The sequence below is a fragment of the Nonomuraea antimicrobica genome, from assembly GCF_039536965.1.
Lineage (GTDB): Bacteria > Actinomycetota > Actinomycetes > Streptosporangiales > Streptosporangiaceae > Nonomuraea > Nonomuraea antimicrobica.
In genome coordinates this window covers 1-17,755 of record NZ_BAAAZP010000145.1, presented here as the reverse complement: position 1 = coordinate 17,755, position 17,755 = coordinate 1, and the positions used below count along the sequence as shown (strand labels likewise).

Below are 17,755 nucleotides of genomic sequence, written 5' to 3'. Positions count from 1 at the left end.
AGCAGCGTGATGAACCCCGCGATCGCCCGCCGCATCCCGCTGGTCTGCCGCCCCAAGCCCCCCGGCCTCCCGCTGGACAAGCGCATCGCGGAACTCACCGCGCTGACCGTCGAACCGCCCGGCGCGGACCACCCCCAGCAGGTGGCCCGCGCCAGCGGAGTCCTCAACTTCGCCGCGCTCATCGCCTCCGACAGCGGAATGCCCGACCTGGCCGCCGAACTGTGCTGGCGGCAGCACAAGGTCTTCGTCGAAGCTGGCGCCCTCAGCCAGGACATCGCCGTGATGTCGCTGATGCCGCTGGTGAACATCGCCAGGCTCCTGATCCGCGAAGGTGACGGCAGCGGCGCCTTCGCGGTGCTGCAGCAGTTGTACCGGGCCGCCCAGCAGCGCGGCACCACCGTCATCCGTGACCACGCCGTCGACCTTGCACCATTGATCCAGACCGGGCCAGACCACCGCAAGATCTGCACAGAGCTGTGGGTCACCCTCCTGGTCGACGGCGCCAGAGCCCTCGCCAGCGCCGGCCGTTGGACAGAGGCAGCCAACTCCATGGCCGCGCACCGCGGCGTCGGTCAACGGCTCCTCGACGGCCGCCAGATCACGATCATGTCGCTGGTAGAGCAGGACCTCCACCAGCAGGCCGCCGACATGATCGACTCCAGCGTGCCTGCGGAGCCCTGGGAAAACGCCGTCGCCGCCATCTTGCGCATCCACTGCCGACCGACCACCTCGACGACGCCACCGACCGAGCTGGACCACGCCGTGAGAGCAGCACTCACGCTGATCGCCGAACCCGAACCGACGACAGCAGCTTTCCGGGTCCGGCTCGGCCTGACCGTGCTCGACCTGGCCGCCGACCAGCCCACAGCACACGACTCAGACCTACGATCCGCCGTCATCAGCGTGGCCAACTCGGACGGCTACGCGGCCCGAGACGTCTTGAGGCACCACGGGATGCTCTCCCACATGACTCTACAAGAGGAACAGGAACTCGCCCGTGTACTCGCCGCTGCGGGGTTCGGCGCCGGAAGCCTCCCGGCAGCCCACTCGGAAGCCCTCACGGCCGCTGTCCGTCAAGGCGAGCAGAGCCTGCGCGCCCTGCTTGGTACGAAGGGCGCCTCAGACGCCGAGCAGTAATGCCGAGAGCTGCGGGCGGCTAAATGCGAGAAGCGGCCAGCAACGAACCCGCCGACACTTGAAGCTGGAAAGGCTCACCGCCCTGGAAAGCGCCCGCCCCTCCGCCACGGCCGACTCGGTCAGGGTCTCAAATACGACTGGCTCGACCAAGACCATCGCAGGCCCCTCGCCATACCCAGGATCGACGGACGTGCGCACCTCTAGTTCCCTCTAGTTCCGCCCGCAGTTGCGGCACCCGCATGAAGCGTGGTGTGTGGTATCTCAGCGCGGCCTACCCGCTCCGCGTCGGCAGGCGCTGCCGGTCAGCCCTGCTCGCACACGGCGGTTGTGCGGGTCATAGGGCGTAGGCGCTCAGGACTCCTCCGGCGTAGGCGGCGATGGGTGCGGCGACGTGTTCGGCGTCGTGGTGGACGCCGCGCAGGGTGTTGGAGGCGAAGGAGCGTTGGAATTCCAGGCCGACGTAGCCGAGCCCGAGGTGGGTGGTGGAGATGCCTCCGGTGTGGCGGGGCAGTCCTGTCTCGTCCAGGGCGCCGAGCGGTGCCAGGTAGTCGAGATGCGGCCGGTAGCCGGTGGCGTAGATGACCGCGTCGACGCGTTCGCGTTCGCCGTCTGTCCAGAGGAGGTGGTCGCCGTCGAGGGCGGTGAACATGGGGCGGCGCTGCAGGCGGCCGTCGGTGAGGGCGGCGGCGTAGTCGCCGGTGTCCATGACGAGGGTGCCGCTGGCGATGCGTGCCAGCCAGGCGGGCGGGAACTGGTCGAAGCCGGTGGTGGTGTGCCAGTGATGCACGTCCTTGCCTCCGATGATTTGTGGCATGAGCTGGAGCGGCTGGCGTGAGGCGATCGTGACGGTGGCCACCTCGGCGAGTTCGTAGGCGACTTGGACGGCGGAGTTGCCGCCGCCGACCACCACGACGCGTTGTCCGGTGTGGTGCTTGGGGTTGCGGTAGTCGGCCACGTGCAGGGTTTGTCCGGTGTAGCCGTCCTGGCCTGGCAGGGCGGGGGCGTAGGGGTTGCCGAAGGAGCCGCTGGCCGCGATCACGCCCATGGCGGGCAGGGTGTCCCCGGCGGCGGTGTGGATGAGGTAGCCGCCCGCGCCGTCGGCCTCTACCGTGGTGACGCGGGTGCCGGTGCGGATCTCCACGTCGAGGCTGTCGGCGTAGTGCTGGAGGTAGGCGACGACCTCGTCGCGGGTGGGGTAGTGGTCGCCGTCGCCGGGGAAGTCCTGGCCGGGCATGGCGCTGTAGCGGGCGGGTGAGAACAGGGTGAGGCTGTCGTAGTAGCTGTTCCAGGAGCCGGTGGGCTGGTGGCCTGCTTCGAGGATGACGGGGGTGCGGCCTGCGGTGCGCAGGGCGCGGGCGGCGGCCAGGCCGGACTGGCCGGCGCCGATGACGATGGTGTCCATGCCGCCGGATCATATCCTCATATCCAGAAATGACAATACGGTAGAGTCGTGCCATGCAGACGGCAGGCAGCGGCATCCAGCTCACCGACGCGGCGCGCGGCTTCCTCAAAGCCCTGGCCAGTGACACCCGCCAGCAGATCCTCTTCCTGTTCGAAGGTGGGGTGGAATTGACCGTGAGCGAGGTGGCCGAGCGGCTTTCATTGGCCCAGTCGGCCACCTCCACACACCTGGCGACGCTGCGCGAGGGTGGCGTGCTCACCTCTCGGCGCGAATGGAAGACCGTCTACTACCGCGCCAACCCCGACGGTGCGCGGCGGGCGCTGACCGACCTGCAGGCCGCGCTGGCCGCGTGCTGCCCTCCCGAAGACTCTCCCTCCGTCGGCGGCTGCGGCTAACCGGCAAGGGGCGCCACCATGCCGCACAGCTTAGGCGCGCATCTAATTTGACAAAGCTCTAAGCAGTGGGCCATGCTTCCTCCTGCTTCGAAAAATATCTAAATAACAGGTGGCGATGCGCTCTGCTGCGGCGGTTCCGCCGGGCGGCACTGTCACCTTCGTCGCGATGCGCGGCGGGATGGGCCACCCCGTCTGGCGAGCGAGCGCGAGCATCGACCGCGCCGACGCCACGGGCCTGAGGTTCCGCTGCCCACTACAACCCGAAAGCAAGCGAGGTAATCATGAGTGACGGATGCTGCAGCACCACCACCTCCCTTGAGACCACCTCTCTTCAGGTGGAGCACTCCACGATCGAAGCCAGCGGCCTGCCGGTCGTGGTGATCGGCGCGGGCCCGGTTGGGCTGGCCGCCGCCGCGCAGTTGGCCGAGCGCGGCCTGGACTTCCTGATCCTTGAGGCCGGTGGGCAGGCCGGTGCGTCGGTCGCGCAGTGGGGGCATGTACGGGTGTTCAGCCCGTGGAAGTACAGCATTGACGCCGCTGCCCGCCGCCTGCTGGAGGCCGATGGCTGGAGCGCCCCTGATCCCGAGTGGCTGCCCACCGGAGCCGAACTCATCGACGGCTACCTGGCCCCGCTGGCCAAGCTCTTCGCCGACAAGGTCAGGTTCGGCTGCCGCGTCAACGCGATCAGCAGGCTCGGCTACGACCGGGTCCGCACCAACGGGCGCGAGCGGGCGCCGTTCCTGATCCGTCTCGATGACGGGACCGAACTGCAGGCGCGGGCGGTCGTCGACGCCTCCGGCACCTACACCAGCCCCAACGTGCTCGGCGCCAGTGGCCTGCCCGCGCACGGCGAGCAGAGCGTCGAGGTCGATCACGCCCTGCCCGACGTGCTCGGCGCCGACCGCAACCGCTACGAGGGTAAGCACGTGTTGGTCGTCGGCGCCGGCCACTCGGCTGCCACCACCCTGCTCGCCCTGGCCCAGTTGGAGAACACCCCGATCACCTGGGCCATCCGCGCGGGCAACGCCACCCGCACCTACGGCGGCGGCGACGCCGACGCGCTGCCGGCCCGCGGCGCGCTGGGCACCCGGCTGCGCGCCCTCGTCGACTCCGGCCGCATCCGACTGCTGACCGGCTTCTACACCCACCACGTCAACACCATCGGCCAGGGCGTCGAGGTGATCAGCCGCGACCCGTCCGGGCACGAGCAGACGGTCACGGTGGAGCGGATCGTGTCGGCCACCGGCTACCGCCCCGACCACTCCATCACCTCGGAACTGCGCCTGGACCTGGACCCGGTTCTCGGCTCCACGCGAGCCCTGGCCCCTCTGATCGACCCCAACCAGCACTCCTGCGGCACCGTCCCCGCGCACGGCGTGGACGAGCTGGCCCACCCCGAGCCCGGCTACTACGCGGTGGGCGTCAAGAGCTACGGTCGCGCGCCCACGTTCCTCATGGCCACCGGGTATGAGCAGGTCCGCTCGGTGGTGGCGGCGATCGCCGGCGACTGGGAGGCGGCTCGGGACGTGCAGCTCGACCTGCCCGAGACCGGGGTGTGCTCCTCCAACCTGGCCGAGGCCCAGGAGCAGCGGGTCGGCCTGGCCACCGGGATCAGCGGCGGCCTGCTCGCCACCCCGCTCCCGCTGGTGACCACCGGCTCCGGCGGCAGTTGCTGTGGCTGACGTGAGACTGGACATGTCCGAGCGCTGTTCCAGCGCCGCCATCGCCGAGTCCGGCAACGGCGCGTGGCCGGCCGCGGTGAACGGTCGTGAGCTGGTCGCCTGCCCGGGTGGGCCGTCGTGAGCTCCACTGCCGAGGCCGCCGCCCCAGCGACGCGGGGTGACGGCCGATCCGGGCCCTTCCATGGATGGCGGATCGTGGCCGCGCTGGCCGTCACTCAGACCATCGGCTACGGCGTGCTGTATTACGCCTTCTCCGTCTTCCTCATCCCCATGCAGCGAGACCTGAAGGCCGAGGGCACGCAGGTGGCCGCCGCGCTCACGCTGGCCGTGCTGGCTACCGCCCTGTGCGCACCCCTGGTCGGCCGCTGGCTCGATGCCCGCGGCGGTCGCACCCTGATGACGGTCGGCTCCGTACTCGGCGCCCTCGCGGTGTTTGCCTGGTCACGTGTGGAGACGCTGCCTCAGCTTTACGGCGTCTTCCTGGCCATCGGCATCGCCTCGGCCATGGTGCTGTACGAGCCCGCCTTCGCCGTCATCGTGAGCTGGTTCGACGGGCCCGCACACGGACAGCGCCGGGCCAACGCGCTGCTGGCGCTCACCATCGTCGCCGGGTTCGCCTCCTCGATCTTCCTACCGCTCACCGGCCTGCTGGTCGAGCACTGCGGCTGGCGCCACGCGCTGGTCGTCCTGGCCGTCGGCTATGGTCTGCTGGCGATCCCGCTGCACGCCCTGGTACTGCGACGCCGCCCCGACCATGCCGCCACGGTCAAAGCGGCGGCCCGCACCGACCTGGTCAAGGCCGCCGTCCGCGCCCGGCCGTTCTGGCTGCTGGCAGCGGCCTTCACCGCGCATGGCGGCGCGGTGGCCACCATCGCGATCCTGCTGGTGACCTACCTCATCCACCTCGGCCACACCCCAGTGTTCGCCGCCGCCATCGCCGGACTGCTCGGCGTGCTCTCGGTGACCGGCCGCCTGGTCACCACCGGCCTGCGCCGTCGGTGGGCGGCGGCCCCCGTCGCGGCCACGACCTTCGCCCTGCAAGGGATCGGAGCGCTGCTGCTGCCGTTCACCGGCACCACCGTGCCGGGCGCGATCTCTTGCGTGCTGCTGTTCGGGATCGGGTTCGGCGTTGGGACGATCACCTTGCCACACCTGCTCGCCGAACAGTACGGAACCGCCGCCTACGCCAGCTTGTCCGGCCGCATCGCGCTGTTCTCGGTCGTCGACCAGGCGCTGGTCCCCTTAGGAGCGGTCGCTTTGGCCCAGCTCATCGGGTACGCCTGGGTGATGGGCGCCGTCACCACAGCGTGCGGGATCGCCGCGTTCGCGCTGGTCGCCTACCATCGCCTATCATTTAGACAACCATCTAAGCAGGAGGTGTCGTCGTGACTGCCAACGCAGAAGTGTGCTGCGCTCCCATCGCCCGCGAGCCGCTCTCGGAAAGTGACGCAGCCGACCTCGCCGCCCTGCTGAAGGCCGTCGCCGACCCCGTACGGCTGCGCCTGCTGTCGATGATCGGCTCGCACCCAGGCGGAGAGGCCTGCGTGTGCGACCTGACCGATGCCTTCGACCTGACCGCCCCCACCATCTCCCACCACCTCAAGGTGCTGCGCACCGCCGGGCTGATCGACAGCGAGCGGCGCGGCACCTGGGTCTACTACTGGATCGTCACCAAGCAGGTGACCCGTCTCGGTGCGCTGTTCACCCCGCTGGCCGAACCCGCCACCGTATGACACGTCGAGTCGACGTCCTGGTCATCGGTGGGGGCCAAGCCGGGTTGGTGGCCGGCTATTACCTGCGTCGCGCAAAGGCCGACTTCGTCATCCTGGACGGCCAGGACGGTCCCGGCGGCGCCTGGCAGCACGCCTGGGATTCCCTGCGGCTGTTCTCGCCCGCCCTCTATAGCTCACTGCCCGGCAAGATGATGCCGCAGCCGCAGGGTCGTGTGATGAGAGCGAGGCCCGGTGTTGCCGGGGAAGCGGTTACAGGTTGCGTGGATTCTCGGCGCGGTCGTACCGGTCGCAGATGCAGCAGCAGTCGAAACTGAAAGGCTGCTCACAGGCTTGTTTCCAGATGCCGGCGCTGTAGGGATCTTTGGACGCCGGGTTGATCAGCCGCGCGATCACGAGCGCCACCACTGCTGCAGCTCCGGCCTCGATCAGTGCCGAGGCTGCGCTCTGTACGTGGGCACCGGAGACGAACAGGTCATCCACCAGCAGGACACGCGCGTTGTCCAACCTGTCGGAGCGGGGGATCCGGAAGGCGTCCCGGTGGGCGCGGCGGTCGGCAAGAACCGGCGCGAACATGGTGTCTGCTTCCAGCAGGAGTGGCCGCCACAGTCGAGCCAGCGCGCCCACCCTCTCCACGACCTGCCACATGATGTGGAAGGCTTTCGCGGGTGTGTCGAGGTTGTTGCTCGGGATGGTGGCCACCAGGGTGAACGGGCCGCCCGCCATTCCTTGCAGGCAGTGGGCGTGCTGGTGGTAGAAGTGGCTCACCGTCGCGGCGAGGAAGTCAGTCCGCTTGCGCCGCCCTCCGGGGCCGTAGGGGTCCCTTTTGCGGACGAGCACGTCGTACAACTGCGTGTTCGTGGTCGTCAGCGAGATCGGCACCACGTACTGCGTGTGGCCGTATAAGTTCTTCGTGGTGCGCTTGCAACTTGCGCACGTAGCCCAAGGCCCGCCGGTGTCACCGACGTTGTTCGGACCGGAGTGGCAGATTCGGCACACGCCTGGCCGCGTCGGTGGAACCGAGCGGAACAGCGGCAGGAATTCGCGGGTGAACGCCTCGGCATCACCCATGATCAATAGGTGTTCGTTCCAGTGGTCATATCTATGAGATTGACCGCCTGCTTGGGCAGCTCGTCAATGTCCTGAACGGCAGTCATGCCTCCCCGCGAGCCTGCCCGCGCGGCCCATGGCTGTTCTTGGTGGAGCCGCTGGGACACGAACACATATTTGCCGGTCTGGAGTGCCTGCTCGACGTGGCCGGCTGACGACCCGCCGGCGGCCCCGTCGACGACATACAGGCAGTCCGCTAACCCGCAGGTCACGATGCGGGAGAGCGCCACGGTCCGGTCGGTCGGAGCGGCGTCGGGCCAGAACGCGGACACGAGCGCGCCGCAGTTGGCTATCTGCTCGGCCACACTGGCGTACTCGTCGACGGTGGCTGGCTCGGCGATGCCGCCTGTCAGGACGGCCAGGGTGCGGCCGCCGGCGTCGTGCGCGGCCTGGTGGACCGCCGCGTCCAGGGCCGAGTGCAGAGGCGCGACGACGGTAATGCCGGCCTGGGCCAAGGCGCGAGCCGCGTCCGCCGCATGGCCGGTGTCGTCCTCGCCGACCACGGCGACAGAGCGGTGGTCGCAGGGGCGGATGTCTCCGCAGATCCACAGGAACGGCTGCCGGTCGTGGGCCCACATAAGGTTGCCAGGGTAGGCGTCGTCCAGCACGGTGACGAGATGGACGCCGTCACCGCGCATGGCCGTGACGAGGTCGCGCGCCCAGGCCAGGTCGCCGGGCATGACCCGGGCTGCGATGTCGGCGGCGTGCGCCCGGTCGTCGGCGTCCCGGCTCGCGCAGCGGCCGTCGAGCAGCTCCAGGGCGCTACCCGCGTCGAGGATAATGCGTGCGGTGTAGAGCCAGGGCTTGTCACGGGTGGCTTTGGTGAGGGCGAGGACAGCGGCTTGCTCGTCGATCGTGGTCATGGTCATCACCATCTCGAACGTGGTTTCGGTGTGAACGTACGCGCTAACGCCGACAAAAGCAGCGACAGGATGCGTGGTTCGCCTTGGGGCTATCGTGCCGAGCCCGGCACTACAGCGGGGCGGGTTTGCCGGGTTGGATTCACCGCCGTACCGCGCGCCGCGGAAGCATGGTCTTTGGAGCAGGTCACAAGATTCCGGCGCGTAGGCGGGGATCGGGAGAGGCTCACGACGCTTCAAAGAGCGCCGCCTGGTCAGGATTGGCAGGTGGAGACTTGGGCAAGCCCAGGGCCCGGGCCCGCTCCCCCGGGTCCGTGGTGCAACAGGCGGCCAGCCAGCAATAGTCCGCAGAGCGATCCAAGGACAGGCCAGTCCGCCCGAGCGTCGCGGCCGCGAGCGCGGTGGTCCCGGTCCCACCACCCGCGCTCGCTGAGCCCCGCCTACACCTCCTCGGTTACGGAGACTGGACCGGCGCCGCCTCCGCCACCCTGATCGGCACAGGCCGTACCGCCCGTCAGATGGTCACCGAGATCACCCACCAACTCCAAGCGTCATCCCCACACCACGCGTAGACAACGTTCAGTGCCCTGAACTGCGACGCTGACTCGTGAGGGCGTCGGGCAGGATGATGGCCGCGTGAAGCACCGGTGTTGCCCGTACTGCGGCCGGGAACGGCGTGGTTACGAGCGGACGCGACGTTTCGCAGCACATGTGGCACCCAGCGGGCCGCATCAGGGCGAGGACTTGGTCTCCGACTTGCCGAAGCTGGCGTTGCCGAAGCCGTAGCCGTACTTGCGTGCGGCTCGTTGCGCCCGCACTCGCTGGCCCTTCATCTGCATCTGCGCGAACTGCGTACTCACCCCATAGGCCGCCGCAACACGCGCGTTGTCCCAGCCGTCAAAGGCCATGCGCTCGGCCGCGGCAAGCGGGATCAGCAGTTCCCCGGCCATGAAGGCGGCCTCCTTCTCCTGCTTCTCATCGAACTGCCGCTTGTGGTCCTCGCCGAGGATCACATTGTCAAAAGGGTGCTCCAGCAGGAAATGACCGAGTTCGTGCGCAATGTTCGACCGGCGCCGGACCACGGCGTGGGACTCGTTCTCCACGATGACACGCGCCGTACCCAGCGGAAGCAAGGCTGCCGACCACACAGCCGAGTCGCCCATGGTGAAGTGGCTGAATGCCTCCGGGCTCGCACCGTGGGCGAGCAGATCCTCGAGCCCGTAGATGGGGATCCCGTGGGCGTCGGCCAGCGCGTAAGGGTCGAGCGGGTCCGTCGGGCTCAGCCCGAGTCCTTCCCGCTCCTCGATCACGACCTCACGCATCCGCACCTGCGTCCACCCACCACGAGGCATTTAACCCTCCTGGCCTTCTCGTTCGGACCGGAACCGCCGGGCTGCGGCGGCGATGACCTCTTCCAGGTAGGCCACATCGTTCTCGGTGAGATCACGACGCGCCCGTAGCAACGGGACGAGAGAAGCCACGAGTTCCGGCTCCTCCGCGTCCGACCGCATCGGGTCCACGTAGAAGGACTCTGCTGGCATCCGCAGCCAGGTCGTCATCGCCGCGAATGCTGTGACGTCCGGTTTCAACCCGTTGGCCATGCGGGAGATCGTCGACGCCGACACGCCGATCTCCTTGGCCAACTGCCGCCACGACAAGCCTTCCTTCGCACGTGCGGCATCCATGGCCGCGTGCAGCGCCTTGACGTCCACACCAGGGCTCTCACTCATCCTTGGCGTCCCTGACTTCTTCCACTGCTCCACATATCGCTCACCCCTGCTACAGTACCAGTGCTCGAAACTTCGAGCACTGGTCCACATTAGGCGCAGATGTGGACTGTCTCGCTATGCGCCACAGGAGATACCGATGCCTCAAGGCGACCACGGGCGCCCGCCCGTCACCATCATCGTCAACACCCGTTCGCACCCCTGGCGCGAGAAGGCCATCACCTTCGAGCAGGTCGTCGAGCTCGCTTACCCGGGCCAGCCGCCGACCGATCAGGACACCTTCACCGTCCGATACAGCCGCGGTCACGGCGGGCACGGGGCGGGCAGCCTGACCGCCGGACGCAGCGTTAACGTCAAGAACGGAATGGTCTTCGATGTCATCCGCACCTCTCGCTCGTGACCCGGACCTGTCCCGCCTGCTCGACGACGGCTTCGACGTCGCACTGCAGGCGGGACACCTGATCGTCCGACACATCCCCTACGTCACCAGGGCTCGGACCGTCCAGTACGGATTCCTCGCCTACCCGGTCACTGTCAGCGGCGACCGGGTCGTCTGCGACACCGACCACCGCATCTGGTTCGGAGGATCGGCGCCATGCGATGAGCAGGGCCGAGAGCTGCCGATGGTCAATTCCGAGGTCCGGGTGATCGCCGACGGCGTCCAGGCGGATTTCATGCTGTCCTCCAAACCGGGACCGTCCGGCTACCCCGACCAGTACACGAAGGTCACCGCCTACACCCGGATGATCGCCGACCAGGCTCAGGCGCTCGACGGAGCGGTCACGGCCACCCCGGGCGCGGCCTGGCAGGAGGTCGAAGACGACTCGCCATTCGTCTACCGCGACACCGCCACCTCGCGGGCCGGCCTCGCGGCGGTCCACCGCCGCTTCCGTGGTCACCGCATCGTGATCATCGGGCTCGGCGGCACCGGTGGCTACATCCTGGATCAGGTCGCCAAGACCGAGGTCGAGTCGATCCTGCTCATCGACGGAGACCATTTCGACAATCACAACGCCTTCCGAGCCCCGGGCGCGGCGTCGCTGGAGACGCTTCGCGAACGCCCGAACAAGGCCGCCTACTTCGCGTCCGTCTACTCCAGGATGCACCGCGGCGTCGCTGCCTACGAGCACTACCTCGACGCGGAAAACCTCGAGGTCCTATCCGGGGCGACCTTCGTGTTCCTGGCCTCCGACGATGCGCTGAGCAAACCGGCGATCATGGACTGGCTGGAGGCTCACGACGTGCCGTTCATCGACGTCGGTATGGGCGTCGAGGAGATCGACGGCCATCTCACGGGCCTGCTGCGGGTCTCCACCAGCCTGCCGGGACGTCGCGCCCAGGCTCGCCACCGGATTCCGGCCCCGGCTCCAGAACGCGACGACTACGGTCGCAACATCCAGACCGCCGACCTGAATGCGCTCAACGCGCTTCTCGCGGTAGGCCGCTGGAAACGCCATCTGGACGTCTACTGCGACGTGACCGACGAGGCCTTCACGACCTACTCGCTGATCACCAACGAGATCGCCAACGAGGACCTCCCGTGACCGCCGTCGCGTTCCTGCGCCCAGAGTTCGTCGAGAGCTTCCCGCCGGCTATGGAGCGCGGAGTGCTCTACGTCTCCATCCCCTACGCCACCTGCGGGCACCTGTGTGCCTGCGATTGCGGGCAGGAGGTCGTCACTCCCTTGTCCCCAGCACAGTGGGCGCTCACCTACAACGGCCAGGACGTCTCCTTGTATCCCTCGATAGGCAACTGGGCGCTGCCCTGCCGCTCCCACTATTGGATCAGGGAAGGCAGGGTGCGGTGGAGCCGCCGCTACACCGCCCGCGAGATTGCCGACAACCGGGCGCGCGACCAGAGAGACCTGCAGGAGCACCTCGGCGAACGCGTTCCCGGCCCGATCGCCAGGCTTTGTCGGCGTCTCAGACCCTGATTCCCAGGCGGTAGCGACGTCAGCCGGTCCCTGGTGTGAGTTCGGGGCGAGGTGCGGGCACGTCGACTTCGATCTGCCCGCCGCTGCCAGGCTTTAGCTCCGGTACGTACTTGTAGATGGTGGAGCGACTGACTGTCAGCGGCCTCCAATTGAGCCGGGCAACGGTCACGGAATTGAGCCACCTTGAAGACACTGACCCGCTTGGAGCCGATGCCAATATCTGCCGTTGTGACGGTATTCCTGATGGTTCGGCGCTGCGCTTGGGGCTTCGGTTGCCTTGGCTTGATCAGGAGGGATGAGAAGGTAAGCCGTTGCCGTGCGGCCGACGAAGGAGGTCGTGCGGCGCCGATTGCAACTTTCGCCGGTGAATGGCCGGGATTTTCGGCGCTATTTGGCCGGAGGGTGAGCAAGCTTCTGCCCGCCTGGCTTAGGGCTGGGCGGGCAGGGTTCGGGTTTGGTGTGGGCTGTGGTGGGGATCGTTCTCATCGATAACGGCTGTCCGCCGGTTCCTCAACCCCGTTAATCGGCATTGGAGCTATGGGCGCAGCCGCTCAGGCTCGTCGAGCACGGCGTCTGCTAGGTCGCGCGGGAACAGGCGTTTGACGCTTTCTGTGTAGCCCGCACCGTCGGCAGGCTTCCTAACCTGATCGCCGTCCACCTGCACCGGCATCGAGACTCCTCCCGATGGATGTTCGGCAGTCGGCGTGATATCGCAGTCTGCCCAGGCGAACGACAAGGAGTTCTCCCTACCGAGTAGTCGGACCTTGCAGGTGCCAGAGCCCCAAAGCAGCCTGTCGGGCAGGAGTGCGGCGAGGCGTCTCTCTTCAGCCTGCACGCCTGGCGTGTTGCGGTCAGGAAGCTGGTACGGCGGACCGGAGCACCCGGATATCAGTCCGACCACCAACGTGAAGCCGACAACGCATCGACGGGACATGCTCCCAATGATGTCATTCCCGCGCAGTCGTGAAGGGTCGACCATCGCCATGATCGCCCCCCTTCGGCGAGTCCTTGATGGACTACCAAAATGATCATGCACTGGACTGACCAAGTCCAGACGACACGCACACGTCGTGACCTGGCTCAATTAGGCGATTGAGGCTTCCCGGTCCGGCTCAAATCGGCGAAGTTGATCATGCTCTTCTGGCTCAATAGCGTAATCGCCGACAACTGACGTTCAGGAGGTCCTTCACCCCCTGTCGTGGCAAGGACGCGGGCCACGTCGTTACGGCTGCTCAACATGTCCGGATGGACCGCGCCCAGCAGTCGCTGACGGCCCGCGAAGGTCTCCTCGAACAAGGCGACGGCCTCGTGCGGGCGGTCTGTGGATTTCAGCGCGTGCGCGAGTTCGTTACGGCTGGCCAGAGTGTCAATCGGGAGGCGGGTTCGGCGTTGTCATGGCGGTCCACAGCAGCGCAGCGGCGCTTGCCCTCCGGTCCAGCCCATCAATGAGTGAGCCACCTGCCATCCCTCCCCTCGGGCTCAGTCCCCGGCCAGAATCTTGCCGATCAGCTTGTCGATCCGAGTACGGATCTCGTCTCGGATGGGTCGTACGGCCTCGATGCCCTGCCCGGCGGGATCGTCGAGCTTCCAGTCCTCGTACCGCTTGCCCGGGAAGATCGGACAGGCGTCGCCGCACCCCATGGTGACGACAACATCCGAAGCCTCGACCGCATCCACGGTGAGGATCTTGGGCTGCTCGACGCTGATGTCGATGCCGACCTCGCGCATCGCTTCGACCGCGACCGGGTTGACCTGATCGGCGGGCGCCGAACCGGCGGAGCGGACCTCGATCCGGCCCCCTGCCAGATGGTTGAGCCACCCGGCGGCCATCTGGGAACGGCCGGCGTTGTGGACGCAGACGAACAGGACGCTGGGCTTGTCACTCACGCGACGGGCTCCTTATCTTGCTGTTTGATCTTCAGGCTGTCGGGACTTCGAGTTCGTCGAGCAACCGGCGGACGCGGCGTTCGATCTCGTCGCGGATGGGGCGTACGTCTTCGACGCTCTTGCCCTCGGGGTCGTCCAGGTCCCAGTTCAGGTAGCGCTTGCCGGGGTAGATGGGGCAGGCGTCGCCGCAGCCCATGGTCACCACGACGTCGGCGGCGCGGACGATCTCTTCGGTCCATGGTTTGGGGTACTCGCGGGAGATGTCGATGCCACGCTCGGCCATGGAGGCCACCGCGGCGGGGTTGATCTCGCTTGCGAACCCCGAGCCGCCGGACCAGGCCACCGCGCTGTCTGCGGCCAGGTGCTGGAAGAAGCCCATGGCCATCTGGGAGCGTCCGGCGTTGTGCACGCACAGGAACAGCACCACGGGTCGCCCGTCGCTGTGGCCTTCCACTCTGGCCAGCGCGTTGAGGCGCTGGCGGGCGAAGCGCTCGGCGAGCAGCGGAAGGTAGTTGGGGATCTTCCCGTGCAGGGCGAGCTGGTCGTAGCTGGAGTGCAGGAACAGTTCGATGGTCTCGGTGCCGAACGTGCCGGCGAATTCCTCGGCGAGCTGGCGGGCGGCGGTGAGCAGGGCGTGCTGCTGGTCGATGGACAGGTCCAGGCGGCGGTACGTCTGCGGCATGGCTACTCCTCGGGAGGATGGATGGCGGATGCCAGCCGTTGCACGCGGTCGGCGATGTCGATGTAGGCGCGCTCGAACGCCTCGTCGCTCCCGGTGCGGACCGGGTCTGGGATGGACCAGTGCAGCCGGTCGAGGTCGGCGAGCTGCTCGTGGGCGGCATCGCAGACGGCCACCACCAGATCGTCGGGACGCAGCGTCTGATCGACGTGGCGGGTCGCGGCGCGGCCGAGGTCCAGCCTGTGGCGGGCGGCGAGGGCGAGGGCGCTGGGGTGGACACGAGATGCGGGGCGGGTGCCTGCTGAGGTGGCGGGCACGGCGCTGGTACGGCTCCAGAGGGCGGCGGCCAACTGGGAGCGCGCGGAGTTGTGGGTGCAGACGAACACGATGCGTGGGGCAGGACGAGCCGGCGCCGGCACCAGGCCGGACAGGGATTGCGGGACCAGGCGCAGGTAAGTGCGCCGGCGGTCGCCTTCGGAGCGCCGGCGTTCGATCACGCCGGCGTCCTGCAGCAGTTTCAGGTGGTGGGCGAGCAGGTTGGTGGGCAGGCCCAGCACCTGCCCGACTTCACCCGGGGAGGCGTCGCCCAGCAGCAGCCGGTCGACGATGGCCAGCCGGCCCGGGTCGCCGAGCGCCGCGTGCACCCGTGCCCGGGCCTCCAGCGAGGAAAGCCCGTCAATGTTCATTGAGTCAATGATTATTGAGGCATTCCTCAGTGTCAAGCGGCTGGTGGTCAGCGTGCCTCTTGATGGGGGACCACGGGCTCTGCGGCACTCGCCTCAGGGCGACCGAACAGGGCCATGCGTCAGCACGAAGCCGATGACGCTCCGTATGACGGCTGGCTCTATACCTGAGTTGCGACAGCGTTTGTTGGCCGGCCGTGACAGCGGTCGTGTAGTCCGCCGGACTGTGTTGCTGAGTTTTGACAGCACCCAAGTGGTTGCGGTGGGACTATCAGGGTGCTACGCACCGTGAGGGAGCCCACGTGCCTCGCATGTCGAAGGTTGAGCTGTACGCGGCGATCCGCCGCGATGCTCGCACTGGCATGTCCAACCGGGCACTGCAAACGAAGCACGGCGTCGGGTTCCGCACGGTGCAGAAGGCGTTGGCCTCGGCATGGCCTGAACCACGCAAGAAGCTGCCGCAGCGAACGTCCAAGATCGACCCCTACAAGAACGTGATCGATCAGATGCTGCGCGCGGACCTGGACGCGCCACGCAAGCAGCGTCACACCACCAAGCGCATCTTCGACCGGCTGGTGAGCGAGCATCACGCGGTGGGAGTGTCGTATCAGATGGTTCGCGCCTACGTCGCGCAACGCCGTTCCGAGATCTGGACCGAGTCGGGCCGGGGCCCGAGCAAGGCGTTCGTGCCCCAGTCGCACCGGCCCGGCGCCGAGGCCGAGGTCGACTTCGGGGAGGTGACCATCCGATTGGCCGACGAGATGGTCAAGTGCGTGCTGTTCTCGTTGCGGCTGTCGTATTCGGGCAAGGCCGTGCACCGCGTGTTCGCCTCCGGCGGCCAGGAAGCGTTCTTCGAGGGACACGTCCACGCCTTCAGCGTGCTGGGAGGGGTGCCATTCGGCAAGGTCCGCTACGACAACCTCAAGGCCGCCGTCGCTCAGGTTCTGGGGTTCTCCCGTGCCCGGGTGGAGACCGCACGCTGGACGGCTTTCCGCTCCCACTACGGGATCGAGCCGTTCTACTGCCAGCCTGGTAAGCAGGGCGCCCACGAGAAGGGCGGAGTGGAAGGCGACATCGGCTGGTTTCGCCGCAACCACATGGTGCCGATCCCCGATGTCGCCTCACTGGCCGAGCTCAATGTGTTGATCGACGCTTGGGACCTGGCCGACGAGACACGGCGGATTGGGAACCGCGCCCGGACCATCGGGGAGTACTTCGCCATCGAGGCCCCGTTGCTCAAGATGTTGCCCACCGAGCCGTTCGAGACGGGGCTGCTGCTGACGCCGCGGGTGGACCGCTACAGCCAGATCACCGTGCGCACCAACCGGTATTCGGTGCCCGCCCGCCTGATCGGCCGCAGGGTGCGGGTCATGCTGCACGCCTCAGAGCTGGTCATCTACGACGGACGGGAAGAGGTCGCACGGCACGAACGGCTCCTGGCGAAAGCCGCGAGCCAGCTGGAGTTGGACCACTACCTGGAGGTCCTCATCCGCAAGCCTGGCGCCCTGCCGGGAGCCACCGTCTTGGAGCAGGCGCGCGCCGCGGGCAAGTTCACCCCCGTCCACGATGAATGGTGGGCGGCTGCCTGCAAAGCCCACGGCGACGCGGCCGGCACCCGCGCTTTGATCGAGGTGCTCCTGCTGACCCGTCACATGGCCCACGAGCACATCGTCACGGGGATAGCCACCGCAATCCGGGCTGGTGCGCTGACCGCTGATGCCGTCGCCTTGGAGGCTCGCAAAGCCGCCGACTCTGACTCCTCCACCAACACCAGCACCGAACCCGTCACCGCATCCGGCTCAGTACCGACCGGCGCGACGGTGACCTTCCTGACCGAGCGGCGCCTGGCACACCTGCCGCCCGATAACCGGCCGCTGCCCTCGGTGGCCGCCTACGACCAGTTGCTGCGACATCGCCGACCCGCCGCGCAGCCGTCCGCCCAGGGAGACACCTCATGACCTTTCCCCGCCACCGCGGATTGACCGAGCAAGCCGCCCAGGCCGCCGTGGACTCGGCCTGTCGGATGCTTCGGCTGCCGACCATCCGCCGTCAATTCGGCGAGTTGGCCGACACCGCGACCCGCGAGCAGATGACCTATTTGGGCTTCTTGGCCGAACTGCTGATGGCCGAATGCGACGACCGCGCGCGCCGCCGCTCCGAACGCCGGATCAAGGCCGCCGCTTTCCCTCGTGACAAGTCACTACGCGAGTACGACTTCGACGCGAACCCCCACATTGACCCCGCCGTCATCCACACCCTCGCCGCCTGCGAATGGGTGAAGAAAGGACAGCCGCTCTGCCTCATCGGCGACTCGGGCACCGGCAAGTCCCACCTGCTCATCGCGCTGGGCACCGAGGCTGCGATGAAGGGCTTCCGCGTCCGCTACACCCTGACCACCAAGCTGGTCAACGAACTGGTCGAAGCCGCCGACGACAAGCAACTGTCCAAGACCATCGCCCGCTACGGCCGAGTCGACCTGCTCTGCATCGATGAGCTGGGCTACATGGAACTCGACCGCCGCGGCGCCGAA

The 17,755-nt window shown here is 67.7% G+C and carries 20 protein-coding genes and 2 pseudogenes; 12 read left to right on the top strand and 10 right to left on the bottom strand.

The window, feature by feature from the left end; genetic code table 11:
* Positions 1-9 precede the first annotated feature (9 nt).
* Entirely contained in the window at positions 10-1,137 is a 1,128-nt protein-coding gene (locus ABD844_RS35895) for a hypothetical protein (RefSeq protein ID WP_344888016.1), read from the top strand.
* A 334-nt stretch (positions 1,138-1,471) separates the two neighbouring features.
* Here the strand turns inward: ABD844_RS35895 and ABD844_RS35890 are convergent, their stop codons facing one another.
* The gene (locus ABD844_RS35890) at positions 1,472-2,539 is read right to left on the bottom strand and encodes a flavin-containing monooxygenase (protein WP_344888013.1); all 1,068 of its coding nucleotides are present in this window, start codon (positions 2,537-2,539) and stop codon (positions 1,472-1,474) included.
* 53 nt (positions 2,540-2,592) lie between these two features.
* Here ABD844_RS35890 and ABD844_RS35885 point away from each other — a divergent pair, with 53 nt between their 5' ends.
* From ABD844_RS35885 to ABD844_RS35865, 5 genes and pseudogenes are all read left to right on the top strand, one after another.
* Entirely contained in the window at positions 2,593-2,934 is a 342-nt protein-coding gene (locus ABD844_RS35885) for an ArsR/SmtB family transcription factor (RefSeq protein ID WP_344888010.1), read from the top strand.
* A 281-nt stretch (positions 2,935-3,215) separates the two neighbouring features.
* A complete protein-coding gene (locus ABD844_RS35880) occupies positions 3,216-4,616 on the top strand; it encodes an FAD-dependent oxidoreductase (RefSeq protein ID WP_344888007.1) in 1,401 nt (466 codons plus the stop codon).
* Positions 4,617-4,733: 117 nt separating this feature from the next.
* Entirely contained in the window at positions 4,734-6,005 is a 1,272-nt protein-coding gene (locus tag ABD844_RS35875) for an MFS transporter (RefSeq protein ID WP_344888004.1), read from the top strand.
* Entirely contained in the window at positions 6,002-6,349 is a 348-nt protein-coding gene (locus ABD844_RS35870) for an ArsR/SmtB family transcription factor (RefSeq protein WP_344888001.1), read from the top strand. Before ABD844_RS35875 ends, ABD844_RS35870 begins: the two co-directional genes overlap by 4 nt.
* Positions 6,346-6,558 (top strand): annotated as a pseudogene (locus ABD844_RS35865) (FAD-dependent oxidoreductase); the annotation flags it as partial. The gene ABD844_RS35870 and the pseudogene ABD844_RS35865, both read left to right, overlap by 4 nt.
* Before the next feature lie 40 nt (positions 6,559-6,598).
* On the opposite strand, the gene ABD844_RS35860 reads toward ABD844_RS35865, so the two are convergent.
* Together ABD844_RS35860 and ABD844_RS35855 are read right to left on the bottom strand one after the other, a co-directional pair.
* A complete protein-coding gene (locus ABD844_RS35860) occupies positions 6,599-7,417 on the bottom strand; it encodes a hypothetical protein (protein WP_344887998.1) in 819 nt (272 codons plus the stop codon).
* A gap of 2 nt (positions 7,418-7,419) precedes the next feature.
* Positions 7,420-8,319, bottom strand: a complete 900-nt coding sequence (locus ABD844_RS35855) for a DNA-processing protein DprA (protein ID WP_344887995.1) — start codon at positions 8,317-8,319, stop codon at positions 7,420-7,422.
* A gap of 419 nt (positions 8,320-8,738) precedes the next feature.
* Between ABD844_RS35855 and ABD844_RS35850 the strand changes: the two are divergent.
* Positions 8,739-8,888 (top strand): annotated as a pseudogene (locus tag ABD844_RS35850) (pyridine nucleotide-disulfide oxidoreductase); the annotation flags it as partial.
* A gap of 159 nt (positions 8,889-9,047) precedes the next feature.
* Here ABD844_RS35850 and ABD844_RS35845 read toward each other — a convergent pair.
* Positions 9,048-9,638 (bottom strand): ImmA/IrrE family metallo-endopeptidase, encoded by a 591-nt coding sequence (locus ABD844_RS35845; protein WP_344887992.1) that lies wholly within the window; start codon positions 9,636-9,638, stop codon positions 9,048-9,050.
* A gap of 30 nt (positions 9,639-9,668) precedes the next feature.
* Positions 9,669-10,028: a helix-turn-helix domain-containing protein gene (locus ABD844_RS35840; RefSeq protein ID WP_344887989.1), complete on the bottom strand. Its 360-nt coding sequence runs from the start codon at positions 10,026-10,028 to the stop codon at positions 9,669-9,671.
* Between the two features lie 154 nt (positions 10,029-10,182).
* On the opposite strand from ABD844_RS35840, the gene ABD844_RS35835 reads away from it, so the two are divergent.
* The 3 genes from ABD844_RS35835 to ABD844_RS35825 are packed head-to-tail and all read left to right on the top strand — an operon-like array spanning position 10,183 to position 11,976.
* Positions 10,183-10,443 carry a multiubiquitin domain-containing protein gene (locus tag ABD844_RS35835; RefSeq protein ID WP_344887986.1) on the top strand — a complete coding sequence of 87 codons (261 nt, stop codon included), beginning with the start codon at positions 10,183-10,185 and terminating at the stop codon, positions 10,441-10,443.
* Entirely contained in the window at positions 10,418-11,587 is a 1,170-nt protein-coding gene (locus ABD844_RS35830) for a ThiF family adenylyltransferase (RefSeq protein WP_344887983.1), read from the top strand. Before ABD844_RS35835 ends, ABD844_RS35830 begins: the two co-directional genes overlap by 26 nt.
* Positions 11,584-11,976 carry a ubiquitination-like system serine protease family protein gene (locus ABD844_RS35825; protein ID WP_344887980.1) on the top strand — a complete coding sequence of 131 codons (393 nt, stop codon included), beginning with the start codon at positions 11,584-11,586 and terminating at the stop codon, positions 11,974-11,976. Before ABD844_RS35830 ends, ABD844_RS35825 begins: the two co-directional genes overlap by 4 nt.
* A 535-nt stretch (positions 11,977-12,511) precedes the next feature.
* Here the strand turns inward: ABD844_RS35825 and ABD844_RS35820 are convergent.
* The 5 genes from ABD844_RS35820 to ABD844_RS35805 form a co-directional block, all read right to left on the bottom strand.
* On the bottom strand, positions 12,512-12,961 hold the full coding sequence (locus ABD844_RS35820; protein ID WP_344887977.1) for a hypothetical protein: 450 nt from the start codon (positions 12,959-12,961) through the stop codon (positions 12,512-12,514).
* Positions 12,962-13,056: 95 nt separating this feature from the next.
* Complete coding sequence (locus ABD844_RS53385; protein ID WP_425568714.1) at positions 13,057-13,338, bottom strand: tetratricopeptide repeat protein; 282 nt, start codon at positions 13,336-13,338, stop codon at positions 13,057-13,059.
* Positions 13,339-13,455: 117 nt separating this feature from the next.
* Positions 13,456-13,863, bottom strand: coding sequence for an arsenate reductase ArsC (locus ABD844_RS35815; RefSeq protein ID WP_344887974.1), 408 nt, complete (start codon positions 13,861-13,863; stop codon positions 13,456-13,458).
* A 31-nt stretch (positions 13,864-13,894) separates the two neighbouring features.
* Positions 13,895-14,545 (bottom strand): arsenate reductase ArsC, encoded by a 651-nt coding sequence (locus ABD844_RS35810; protein WP_344887971.1) that lies wholly within the window; start codon positions 14,543-14,545, stop codon positions 13,895-13,897.
* Between the two features lie 2 nt (positions 14,546-14,547).
* Positions 14,548-15,228 carry an arsenate reductase/protein-tyrosine-phosphatase family protein gene (locus tag ABD844_RS35805; protein WP_344887968.1) on the bottom strand — a complete coding sequence of 227 codons (681 nt, stop codon included), beginning with the start codon at positions 15,226-15,228 and terminating at the stop codon, positions 14,548-14,550.
* Positions 15,229-15,536: 308 nt separating this feature from the next.
* Here ABD844_RS35805 and istA point away from each other — a divergent pair, with 308 nt between their 5' ends.
* Positions 15,537-17,183: an IS21 family transposase gene (gene istA / locus ABD844_RS35800; RefSeq protein ID WP_344887965.1), complete on the top strand. Its 1,647-nt coding sequence runs from the start codon at positions 15,537-15,539 to the stop codon at positions 17,181-17,183.
* On the top strand, positions 17,180-17,755 hold a 576-nt coding region (locus ABD844_RS35795), incomplete at its 3' end, for an ATP-binding protein (RefSeq protein WP_344887962.1). The genes istA and ABD844_RS35795, both read left to right, overlap by 4 nt.

Coding starts and splice junctions, on each gene's coding strand:
- istA (WP_344887965.1), top strand. CDS start 15,537: ATGTCGAAGGTTGAGCTGTACGCGGCGATCCGCCGCGATGCTCGCACT.
- ABD844_RS35845 (WP_344887992.1), bottom strand. CDS start 9,638: ATGCGTGAGGTCGTGATCGAGGAGCGGGAAGGACTCGGGCTGAGCCCG.
- ABD844_RS35855 (WP_344887995.1), bottom strand. CDS start 8,319: ATGACCACGATCGACGAGCAAGCCGCTGTCCTCGCCCTCACCAAAGCC.
- ABD844_RS35810 (WP_344887971.1), bottom strand. CDS start 14,545: ATGCCGCAGACGTACCGCCGCCTGGACCTGTCCATCGACCAGCAGCAC.
- ABD844_RS35830 (WP_344887983.1), top strand. CDS start 10,418: ATGTCATCCGCACCTCTCGCTCGTGACCCGGACCTGTCCCGCCTGCTC.
- ABD844_RS35835 (WP_344887986.1), top strand. CDS start 10,183: ATGCCTCAAGGCGACCACGGGCGCCCGCCCGTCACCATCATCGTCAAC.
- ABD844_RS35885 (WP_344888010.1), top strand. CDS start 2,593: ATGCAGACGGCAGGCAGCGGCATCCAGCTCACCGACGCGGCGCGCGGC.
- ABD844_RS35805 (WP_344887968.1), bottom strand. CDS start 15,228: ATGAACATTGACGGGCTTTCCTCGCTGGAGGCCCGGGCACGGGTGCAC.
- ABD844_RS35880 (WP_344888007.1), top strand. CDS start 3,216: ATGAGTGACGGATGCTGCAGCACCACCACCTCCCTTGAGACCACCTCT.
- ABD844_RS35820 (WP_344887977.1), bottom strand. CDS start 12,961: ATGGCGATGGTCGACCCTTCACGACTGCGCGGGAATGACATCATTGGG.
- ABD844_RS35895 (WP_344888016.1), top strand. CDS start 10: ATGAACCCCGCGATCGCCCGCCGCATCCCGCTGGTCTGCCGCCCCAAG.
- ABD844_RS35890 (WP_344888013.1), bottom strand. CDS start 2,539: ATGGACACCATCGTCATCGGCGCCGGCCAGTCCGGCCTGGCCGCCGCC.
- ABD844_RS35860 (WP_344887998.1), bottom strand. CDS start 7,417: ATGGGTGATGCCGAGGCGTTCACCCGCGAATTCCTGCCGCTGTTCCGC.